The sequence below is a fragment of the Candidatus Methylomirabilota bacterium genome, assembly GCA_035315345.1.
Taxonomy (GTDB): Bacteria; Methylomirabilota; Methylomirabilia; order Rokubacteriales; family CSP1-6; genus CAMLFJ01.
Genome location: DATFYA010000116.1, coordinates 1 through 8,027 on the forward strand (window position 1 = coordinate 1; position 8,027 = coordinate 8,027).

6 protein-coding genes and 1 pseudogene are annotated in these 8,027 nt (G+C 66.5%); 4 read left to right on the forward strand and 3 right to left on the reverse strand.

What is annotated here, in order from left to right:
* Nucleotides 1–1,038: methyltransferase domain-containing protein (locus tag VKN16_16195; GenBank protein ID HME95748.1), on the reverse strand; the 1,038-nt coding region annotated here is incomplete at its 3' end.
* Nucleotides 1,039–1,055: 17 nt separating this feature from the next.
* Here VKN16_16195 and VKN16_16200 point away from each other — a divergent pair.
* Entirely contained in the window at nt 1,056–1,937 is an 882-nt protein-coding gene (locus VKN16_16200) for a glycosyltransferase family 2 protein (protein ID HME95749.1), read from the forward strand.
* A gap of 1 nt (nt 1,938) precedes the next feature.
* Here VKN16_16200 and VKN16_16205 read toward each other — a convergent pair whose 3' ends face one another.
* Complete coding sequence (locus tag VKN16_16205) at nt 1,939–2,700, reverse strand: methyltransferase domain-containing protein (GenBank protein ID HME95750.1); 762 nt, start codon at nt 2,698–2,700, stop codon at nt 1,939–1,941.
* Nucleotides 2,701–2,800: 100 nt separating this feature from the next.
* On the opposite strand from VKN16_16205, the gene VKN16_16210 reads away from it, so the two are divergent.
* Nucleotides 2,801–3,943: a glycosyltransferase family 1 protein gene (locus tag VKN16_16210; protein ID HME95751.1), complete on the forward strand. Its 1,143-nt coding sequence runs from the start codon at nt 2,801–2,803 to the stop codon at nt 3,941–3,943.
* 205 nt (nt 3,944–4,148) lie between these two features.
* Here the strand turns inward: VKN16_16210 and VKN16_16215 are convergent.
* Nucleotides 4,149–5,085, reverse strand: a pseudogene (locus tag VKN16_16215) (IS110 family transposase).
* Between the two features lie 329 nt (nt 5,086–5,414).
* Between VKN16_16215 and lptD the strand changes: the two are divergent.
* Nucleotides 5,415–7,622: an LPS assembly protein LptD gene (lptD, locus tag VKN16_16220; GenBank protein ID HME95752.1), complete on the forward strand. Its 2,208-nt coding sequence runs from the start codon at nt 5,415–5,417 to the stop codon at nt 7,620–7,622.
* A gap of 168 nt (nt 7,623–7,790) precedes the next feature.
* On the forward strand, nt 7,791–8,027 hold a 237-nt coding region (locus VKN16_16225; GenBank protein ID HME95753.1), incomplete at its 3' end, for a class I SAM-dependent methyltransferase.

Here is an 8,027-nt window from a genome sequence, read left to right on the forward strand (position 1 = left end):
GCCGATGCCCGCGCCGAGCTCCAGCACCGTGCAGCTCGCGAGAGGAAGTCCCAGCGAAGCGAGGTGCTCCATCCGGCGCTGGTTGATGCGCAGGTAGTGATTGCTGTGGAAGTCGTGAAAGTGGATCTCCGAAGCGGGCGCCGGTTGACGCTCCATCGACGGCGGCGGCCACGCATTCAGGGCCGCGGACGTCGGACTCTTCTTGTAGGCATGAAAGACTCCCCGGGCGTCCCCCACGAGCGGATGGGGTTGGTAGACGACCCGCTCGAATCCGACCACCTTTAGCAGGGCCTCCACGCACTGGCGATTCGGGCCCCACCAGTTCGTCGGATCGTCATTGAGCTCGGTCCCCGGATAGAAGACCATCGCCGGGCGATCCATCGCGCGCAGGTCAAGATGGGTCTCCACGACGGCGACCTCGTTGGTCACGGCGGCGAGATTCTGCAGCGCACGGACCGGATCCACCAGATGGTAGAAGACCCCGAGGAACAGCACCACGTCGAAGCGGCCCACTCGGTCCGGGGTCAGATCCGGGACATCGACGTCCAAGCTTTCGACGTCCAGTCCGAGCGCGGCGCGGGCCAGATCGAACGTGGCCCGCCCGTTGATCTCCGGGGTCCAACAGTGGTGATCCGTGGCCAGCACTCGGTTGGCCTGCCGCCGCTTGGCCTCGAAGCTGAAGTAGCCGTTCCAGGCGCCAATATCGAGGACGGACTTGCCGCGCAGGTCCAGGCGGCCGAAGATCGCGTCGGCCTCCGCGCGGAGCACCTTCGGCGACTTCTTGCCCGGGGTCACGACCCCATTCCCGAGATCGATGGAGTGGAACCAGAAGTAGCGCTGGACCTGCGCGAGCAGCTCGGCCGCGGGGCCCTCGAGCGGTTGACGGCGGCGCGCCAGCGCCTGGCGGGCCGATCTGTCCAGCCAACGGGCGAGCGGCTTGAGCTGTTTCGGTATCTTGGCGGACAGATTCATGGTATCGAGGACGTCGCGGCGCCAGTATACACGAGCGTCGGCAAAGACTTTCCATTCCCGCCGCACTTGATACACTCGTTTTCGTGCTGCCGCTCGTGACCATCGTCACCCCGTCCTTCAACCAGGGACGATTCATCCGCGCGACGATCGAGAGTGTCCTGAAGCAGGACTATCCTCGAATCGAATACCTCGTCATGGACGGCGGCTCGACCGACGAGACCCGGTCGATCCTCCGTGAGTACTCGGATCGGATCCGCTGGGTCTCGGAGCCCGACCGAGGGCAGGCCCACGCCATCAACAAGGGCTGGCGGCAGGCGGCCGGGAGCATCGTGGCCTACCTCAATTCTGATGACGTCTATCTCCCCGGTGCGGTCACCAGCGCCGTCGCGGCCCTCCAGGCTCATCCGGAGGCGTCTGCGGTCTACGGTGAGGGCTATCACGTGGACGAGGCGGGCGCCATCCTGGAGCGATATCCCACCGAGCCGTTCGACCCGGATCGCTTTCGAGAAATCTGCTTCATCTGTCAACCCACGGTGTTCCTCCGACGCGAAGCGGTCGAGCACGCGGGCTATCTGGACGAGTCTCTGCGATATTGCATGGACTACGACCTGTGGATTCGCCTGACCCGGGCGGGGAAGATCTTCACGTACACGCCGAGCTATCTGGCCAGCACCCGACTGCACGCGGACACCAAGACCCTGGGTCAGCGGGGGCAGGCTCACGCGGAGATCCTCCGCGTCGTCTACCGCCAGTTCGGTCGCGTGGCGCCGAACCTGGTCTTCGGATACGCGCACGCGGCGCTCGGGCTCGAGCATCACGGCGCGTCGATCCGCGACCGGCTGTCCCTGGTCGGGATCAGTCTGGTCACCTTCCTGCGTTACAACCGAAGCATCCCGCGCGCCGCCTGGCCGATCTTGTGGATCTGGCTACGCGACAGCTATCGTGACGCCCGCGCGTCACTCTGAATCAGGGTTGCTTGTAGGCGTGGAAGATGCCTCGGGCGCTTCCCACGATAGGATGCGGCTGGTACGCGATTCTCGCGAAGCCGACGAGCCTGAGCAGCGCTTCCACGCACAGCCGATTGGGTCCCCACCAGTTGGTGGGATCGTTGTTCAGCTCGGCCCCCGGGTAGAAGACCATCGCGGGACGCTCGACGTCCGCCAGGTCCAGGTGCGACTCGACGACCGCCACGTCTCTCGTCAAGGCCGCGACATTCTTGAGCGCCTGGATGGGATCCACCAGATGATAGAAGACACCCAGGAAGAGAACGACCTCGAACTGCCCGACTCGCTCCGGGGTGAGTTCCGGGACGTCGATGTCGAGCTCGTCGATCTCGAGCTTCAGCGCCTCTTTGGCCAGATGGAACGTGTCGCGACCCTGGACCTCCTGGGTCCAGCAGTGGTGATCGGTGGCGAGGACCCGGGCGGCCTGCCGCCGTTTGGCCTCGAAGCTGAAGTTGCCATTCCAGGCGCCGATGTCCAGGACAGATTTTCCGCGGAGGTCGAGTGGCCCGAAGATCGCGTTCGCCTCGGCACGGAGCAGCTCCACCGACTTGCTGCCTGGGGTGACCACGCCATTGCCGAGATCGATGGAGTGGAACCAGTAGTAGGCTGTCGCTCGCTCGAGGAGCTCCCGGGCGGCTCCTTCCAGTGGCGGCTCGTGGCGCGGCGGCGGAGCGGACACGACGAGGTGGGGCACCGCCGTCGGCCATCCGAGAAGCCGCTTCACGTGAGACTTCAAGTGTGCCATTGTTTGGCTCTCCCGATGCTCGAAGATACTACGTGAGGGCGCCAGAGATGCCAGAAACTCCGCCGCACCGCACGGCCTCATGAGGATTGCGATCGACGGGCATCCGTTGATCCCTCCTCGGGCCGGAATCGGCCAGTATACCTATCACCTCATCAGAGCTCTCGCGCGGCTGGAGCCCGCCCACCAGTACATCGTCATGTACCCGCGACTCACCCGGACCCTGCGCACGCGCGAGGTGCCGGTCTTCGCCGAGAAGTGTGTCCGGGTGGTCAGCGAGGGCCGGCTCCGCTTCCTCGTGTTCCGCGCCAGGCGCAAGCTGCGGCGCAAGCTCGGCCTGACCCCGGCGGTCGAGCGAAGCCTCGGACCGTACGACGTCTACCACGCCACGAACTATGTGTTCACCCATTCGGTGAAGCGGGCGCGACGGGTGGTGACGATCCACGACATGACCCTGATGCTGTTTCCCGAATGGCACCCGCGGGCCCGGGTGAGCAGCATGGCGAGCGAGATCGCGCGCTCCCTGGAGATTGCGGATCATGTCCTCGCGGACTCGGCGTCGACCCGCGATGACATCGTCAAACATTTCAGCATTCGCCCGGAGCGCATCAGCGTCGTGCCCCTCGCGGCCGCCCAGTCATTCAAGCCGCTCCCGGCGACGGAGGTGCAGCAGGTCCTGTCGGACTGGGGCCTGGTGCCGGACGCCTATCTGCTCTTCATGGGCACGATCGAGCCCAGGAAGAATCTCCTGAGGCTCCTGCAGGCTGCCGAGCTGGCCGGAAACCGGGCCGGGCCCCTCGTCCTCGCCGGTGCCGACGGCTGGAGGAGCGACGAAGTCGCGCGCCGCATCCAGAGCCTGCGACGGGCCGGGCGTCTCACGTATCTGGGCTACGTCCCGGACGAGGCCCGGCCGGCGCTGATCAATGGCGCGCGTGGCTTCGTCTATCCCTCCCTGTACGAGGGGTTCGGCCTCCCGGTGCTGGAGGCGATGGCCTGCGGCGTGCCGGTCCTGGCCTCCAACGTGTCGTCCCTGCCCGAGGTCGTCGGGGACGCGGGCCTGATGGTGGACCCGGCGGACGTCGATTCGATCGCCCAGGGCATGGTTCGGCTATGGGAGGACGAGACGCTCCGTCGCGAGCTCTCCGCGCGAGGATTGCGGCGGGCCGCCGGGTTTTCGTGGGAGAAAACCGCGAGGCAGACCTTGAAGGCGTACGATCGCGCCTGACCCTAGCAGAGCAGAATACCCTCCTGTTCCTTACCCTGCTCGGTCGCAAGGGGAATCCCGAGTTCCGGCCTCCGGGCGGCTCGGGCACCATGCATCAGGTGATGGGAAGCGCTTTCTCCCTGGAAGAACGGCTCGTGCCGCGCCGTCTGCCCGGAACCTCGCCTCGTTGCCCTCGTCCAGCTCGACTGAGCGACTGTCTTGCGAGTCAAGCGGGCTGCCATGGGCGACGGTCTCGAAGCATGGCGTTGAGGATCGTGAGGAGCTTGCGCATGGCGGCGGTGAGGGCGACTTTCCCGGGGCGGCCGGCCGCCACGAGGCGCTGGTGAAAGGCCCGGATCGCCGGGTTGTGCTTGATCGCCGTCAGGGTGGCCATGTACAGCACGCGCCGGATGTGGGGCCGGCCGCCCATGATCATCCGGCGCCCGCGGAAGGCTCCGCTGTCACGGGCGATTGGCGCCAGGCCGGCCAGGGCCGCGATGCGGCGGCGGTCGAGCCGCCCCAGTTCCGGCAGATCGGCGATGAGGGTACAGGCGGTGACGGGGCCGATGCCGGGGGACGGAGCGGAGCAGATCGTCCGTTTCGCGCCAGACCGGGGTCGACCGGATCAGGGTCGTGAGGTCCTGATCGAGGCGGCGCAAGGCCTCCTCGAGCCAGGCGATGTGGGCATCGAGGTGCCGCTGCAAGCGGCGATCGCGCAGGAGCCGGCGCCGGTTGTGCTCGGCGCCGAGCATGTCGACGAGCTGGCGGCGGCGGGCGATGCGTTCGCCCAACGCGGCGGCTTGCTCATCGGGGACGGGGCGGGCCGCCGGCCGCACCGCCTCCGCAAAGAGTGCGATGATCCGCGCATCGAGCGTGTCGGTCTTGGCGAGCTGCCCGGTGGCCCGAGCGAAGTCCCGGATCTGGCGCGGGTTGACGACGGCCACGGGCAGCGCGGCACTGGCGAGGGTGGCGGCCACGGGGACCTCGTAGCCGCCCGTGGCTTCGAGGACGAGCACTGCGGGCGCTAACGGCCGCACATGCTCGACGAGCGTGACGAGTCCGGCGTCATCGTAGGGGACGCGAAAGGAGTCGCCGGTGGGACGGACGTGGACGTCGAGATGGTTCTTGGAGACGTCGATTCCCACGAAATGGGAGTGTTCCATGACCCGTCCTTGTGAATGCGGGCTCGGCTGGCCCAAGCGACTGTTCGGGTTCGATGATGGAACAGTGGGCGGGGCGCCACGCTCAGTCACGGTCTTCGGGGACCCAGGCCAGGACGGGCTCCCGCCCACCTTCACCCGGCTCAGCTTAGCGCTGGGCCGCGTCTGAGAGATACAAGGCCTCGCTGTTTCCGCTGCGGCGCAGCCGTATGTAAATCTCCGAGTACTTCTTCCTCTCCCGCCGTCGCCCTGCTAGCATGTCCCGAATGTCGGGACGTCTCCCCGCCGGTGCTCGTGACAAATCGGGCGGTCTTGAGCCTCGCGGCCTCGTCTTGGGTTCCATTCTGGCCCTTCTCCTAGTCGTTCTCGCGCGCGCCCCCGCCTCCGGCCAGTCCTCCGCAGGAGCTTTCAGCATCCCGGCCGGCTCCGAGGAGGCCACCGTCGTCGCCGACCAGCTCCAGCAAGTCGGGGGCACCTCCGACCTGATGATCGCCATCGGCAACGTGGAGATCGTCCGCGGGCAGACCCGCCTGCTCGCCGACCGGGTCGAGATCAACCGCGACACCGGGCAGGCGATCGCGCAGGGGAAGGTGGTCTTCTACGACGGGCCCGACCGGCTGGTGGGCGAGCGGATCGACTACAACCTGAAGACGGGCACCGGCGTGGTGTACCAGGGCTCCGCGGTCTCGGCGCCCTTCTACCACCTCACCGGTGAGCGGATGGACCGGACCGGGGAGAGCATCTACGAGGTCCGGCGAGGCGCCTTCACCACCTGTGAGGGTGATGACCCGCCCTGGTCGTTCCGGTTCGGCTCGGGAACGGCTGCTCTCGACGATATGGTCTACGGCCGCGACGCCTCGTTCTGGGTCAAGAGCGTCCCGATACTGCCCTGGTTCCCGTACTTCGCCGCCGCCCTGCGGAAGGAGCGGCAGTCCGGCTTCCTCTTCCCCGAGTTCGGACAGTCGAGCCGCCGCGGCTACTTCACCAAGCTTCCCTTCTACTGGGTGATCAACGACAGCCAGGACCTCACGGTCTCGCTCGACACCTTCAGCGCGCGCGGCATCGGTGTCGAGGCGGACTACCGGTACGTCTGGTCGCGGGACCAGCGCGGCACCTTGGGCGCCTTCGGGATCACCGAGATCTTCCGCGGCACTCAGCCCCCCGATATTCCCGAGAACCGGGGCTGGACCGATCTGCGCCACGACTGGCGGATCGCGCCGGGCCTGACCTTCAAGGTGGATTCGCAGGTCACGAGCGACGACCAGATCTACCGAGACTACGCGGACCGCCTGACCGACCGCTCACGGCTCGCGGCGGTGACCAACGTCTCGCTGACCAAGACCTGGACCAACTGGAACCTCCTGGGCCAGGTGCGCTGGTACCAGGACCTCACGACCCTACGTCCCCTCGAGCTGCAGCGCGTGCCCGAGGTCGACCTCGCCGGCGTCCGCCAGCAGGTGCCCGGGGTGCCGTGGCTCCTGTACGAGACGAACGCCTCCTTCGTCAACTTCATCCGGCAGGTGGACGGCCCGGAGGGCGTACGCGCCGACTTCCACCCGCGCTTCTTCGCGCCGATCCCGATCGGCGGCTACCTGACCGTCACCCCGTTCGCGGGCGGCCGTCTCACCTACTACGACCAGCGGGTGACCGGCTTTCACACCGGGTTGGACGGCATCCTGACCCAGGCGTCCGAGTACGATCCGCGCGTGCGCCAGCAGATCGAGGGAGGCGTGGAGCTGCAGAGCAAGGTGGCCCGCGTCTACCAGACGGACGGCTTCGCCGGGATCGCGGCGCTGCAGCATTCGATCGAGCCGCGCGCGCAGTTCATCGAGATCCGCGGATACAACCAGAAGAACATGCCGACGTACGACCCGGGCTACAACACGGGGACGGGCATCGATCCGGGCTACGAGCGGGCGCACGGCATCGACCGGCTCGGCAGGGCCAACGAGGTGACGTACTACCTGACCAACGTGCTGCGAGCCAAGACGGTGGCCGGGCCGGGCCAGGAGGCCGTGCGCTGGGACCTGATGCGGTTCACGCTGAGTCAGACCTACAACTTCAAGCCCATCGATCAGCCGGTCGGCGACCTGTACGCGGACCTGGCGCTCCAGCCCAACCAGCGAATCCGCATCGGCGGCTACGTGCGATACAACATGTACGGGCTGGGGCTCCGGGAGGCGGCGGGGCTGGTCGGGGTGGTGTATCCGCGGTTCTCGGCGGCCTTCGGACCGCGATTCAACGAGCAGGGGCAGAGTGTCACATTGGGCCCGCAGATCGCCCCGGTCGGCCCGCAGCGTACCCTGACCGGCGAGACGCGGATCCGGGTCCTGCAGAACCTGGACATCAAGACAGGTGCGGCGTGGGAGTTCGTCAATGGCACCGACGCGGTCGAGTATCGGGCGGGAATCGACTGGCGCTTCGATTGCTGGTCCCTGTCGGCCCTCTACATCAACCGGCACAACGGCGAGAGCGAGTTCCGCTTCCAGGTGAACCTGCTGGGCGTGGGCCAGGTGGGGACGTCGGCCCGGCCGTTTTAGGAGATCGGAAGCTTTAGAATGCACAACGTAGAGCCCACGGGCGAATCCGTTGGCAATCAACGCGTTGGAAGCTTGGGATCGGTTGACATCCGTTTCAATGTGAGCCAATGTCACCCTGGATCCCCGCCAGCAGACTATGGCCTATTTCGAACCGGGGGTGCTGTGCGAATGAAATCTCAGGTCGCCCAAGCGACTATTGAAGGAGTCCAGGAATACTGGGACCGTCAGCCCTGCAACATCCGGCATGGGCGCTCGCCGATCGGCACTCGCGAGTACTTTGATGAGGTCGAGCAACGGAAGTATTTCGTAGAACCGCACATTCCGCGGTTCGCCGACTTCACACGCTGGCACGGAAAGAAAGTTCTGGAAATCGGCTGCGGAATAGGAACCGACTCCGTGAGTTTT